This window comes from Aeromonas sp. HMWF015 (assembly GCF_963878965.1).
In the GTDB taxonomy this organism is placed as follows: domain Bacteria; phylum Pseudomonadota; class Gammaproteobacteria; order Enterobacterales; family Aeromonadaceae; genus Aeromonas; species Aeromonas veronii.
Genome location: NZ_CAWNZT010000358.1, coordinates 1 through 1,722 on the forward strand (window position 1 = coordinate 1; position 1,722 = coordinate 1,722).

General features: G+C 62.7%; 3 protein-coding genes. 1 reads left to right on the forward strand and 2 read right to left on the reverse strand.

Features of this window, described 5'->3' with window-relative positions:
- On the forward strand, positions 1 to 445 hold a 445-nt coding region (locus AACS18_RS18310; RefSeq protein WP_108612963.1), incomplete at its 5' end, for a SecY-interacting protein Syd.
- 92 nt (positions 446 to 537) lie between these two features.
- Here AACS18_RS18310 and AACS18_RS18315 read toward each other — a convergent pair.
- Together AACS18_RS18315 and AACS18_RS18320 are read right to left on the reverse strand one after the other, a co-directional pair.
- On the reverse strand, positions 538 to 1,323 hold the full coding sequence (locus tag AACS18_RS18315; protein WP_064341765.1) for a Zn-ribbon-containing protein: 786 nt from the start codon (positions 1,321 to 1,323) through the stop codon (positions 538 to 540).
- 3 nt (positions 1,324 to 1,326) lie between these two features.
- Positions 1,327 to 1,623: a DNA-binding protein gene (locus tag AACS18_RS18320; RefSeq protein ID WP_005343755.1), complete on the reverse strand. Its 297-nt coding sequence runs from the start codon at positions 1,621 to 1,623 to the stop codon at positions 1,327 to 1,329.
- Positions 1,624 to 1,722 lie beyond the last annotated feature (99 nt).

Here is a 1,722-nt window from a genome sequence, read left to right on the forward strand (position 1 = left end):
GCGTTCCCCCTGCCAGCTTGGTGAGCCCGCCGATGGTCGGGTGGCCTGGCGTCCTCACCAGCGCTCCGAGCCCGCCGATTTTACAGCCATGGCTGATGCCCTAGAGCTGACAATTTATCCCAGCGCCATTGCCCTGTTCGGGCACTGGTTCAGCCGCCCCATCCCCTGCCTTTTTAAGGGGCTGCGCCTTGAACTGATCCTGCCGTGGAACGAGGCGGATCTCGACCTGCTCAAGGAAAACCTCATCGGCCACCTGCTGATGCTGCGCAAGCTAAAACGAACCCCCTCCATCTTTATTGCCACCACCCGCAACGAGATGACGCTCATCTCGCTGGATAACGAGAGTGGTCAGGTGTGGCTGGAGTGGCTCGATTCCGGCCGCCGTCTGACGCTGGCGCCCTCCTTGCCGGCGTTTCTGGAACGGCTGGAGACGTTGCCACAATAGCGCCGGTTCGAGCCAAGGTTACTCATCGGAACGAAAAGAGCCTTGCCATGCGGCAAGGCTCTTTTTTATGGCATCGCGTACAGGGAACGCGCTTAATCCTTGAAATCCCAGGAGAGGTTGGAGACCAGACGGCAGCTGTCGCACTTGAAGTCGAAGATCTCGTGCAGCGGCTCTGCCAGCGCCCACTCACCGCCACAGCTGGGGCAGGGGCGCGCCTTCTCCTCGGCCGCGCTCAGCCCACCCACCCGGTAGAGGTAGTAGTAGGTGGGGATGCCGCTCAGCACTTCCAGCCGTTTGGCCAGATCGCTGCCGCGCCGGTAGAGGCGGCTGCCCACTTCGCCGATTTCGTGCAGCGCCGCATGTTCGGCGATGGAGCCGTTCATCTGCAACTGATCGCACGCCTCCCAATCCTCCTGCCACTTGATGATCTGTTTCTGATCGCCGTTGGCGACCGCGGGCAGCTGGTAGAGCGGAATGGGGGCGAAGTGGTCGCCACAGCGCAGCGGCGAGCAGGTGTGCAGGAAGCTGGTGTAGAGCATCATCCAGCTCGGCCGCTCGCCCTGCTGGCCGCAAGGATCTGTGCTGTCGGAGAGCAGATCCGCCCCCTGCAGCTGGAGTTTTGGCGCCAGCAACCCCGCCTGATTAAGCTGCTGCTCGGCCAGTTTGACCTGCTCGCTCTGGTTGTCGGGGTGCAGGCTATCCTGCTCCGGGCAGACCACCCGACTGACGAAATAGCCGTCATGCATGCTGGTGGGGAACTCCCGCCCGAGGATCTGGCCCTGATAACGCAGCATGTCGAGGTAGTTGACGATGGCCCGCTCGGCGTCGCCAAGGGAGGTATCGCGGTAACACTCAAAGCAGAGTTCGACGATATACATGGTTCAGCCTTGCCCCTGCTGGAGGAGCAGGTCGGTCAGGCGATCCACCTTCTGTTCGATGCGCGCGAGCTGTTCGGCGAGTTGCTGCAGGGTGAGCTCCGGTGCTGGCTGAGGCACAGCCTCTGGCAGGATCTCGCTCTCGGCGGTCGCAACTGGCTGCTGCTTCCACTGGCTCAGCACTTTCAGCAGCTCGGCCATCGGCACAGGCTGGGTGAGGCGGGCCTTGATCATTGCGGTGGTGGGCGTCAGGCCCTTGGCGGCCAGCTCGTTGGCAATTCGGATGATCTCGTGGGCGGACATAAGCATGCTCTGGGTGAGAAGGGGGGATCGATATCTGGGCGGGATCTTAACCAAAGCTGGCAGGGGAGGAAAGGGGCGGGCGGCTTAGCGGGGCTGGCG

Excerpts from the sequence above, each read along its gene's own strand:
- AACS18_RS18320 (WP_005343755.1), bottom strand. The coding sequence starts at position 1,623 with ATGTCCGCCCACGAGATCATCCGAATTGCCAACGAGCTGGCCGCCAAG.
- AACS18_RS18315 (WP_064341765.1), bottom strand. The coding sequence starts at position 1,323 with ATGTATATCGTCGAACTCTGCTTTGAGTGTTACCGCGATACCTCCCTT.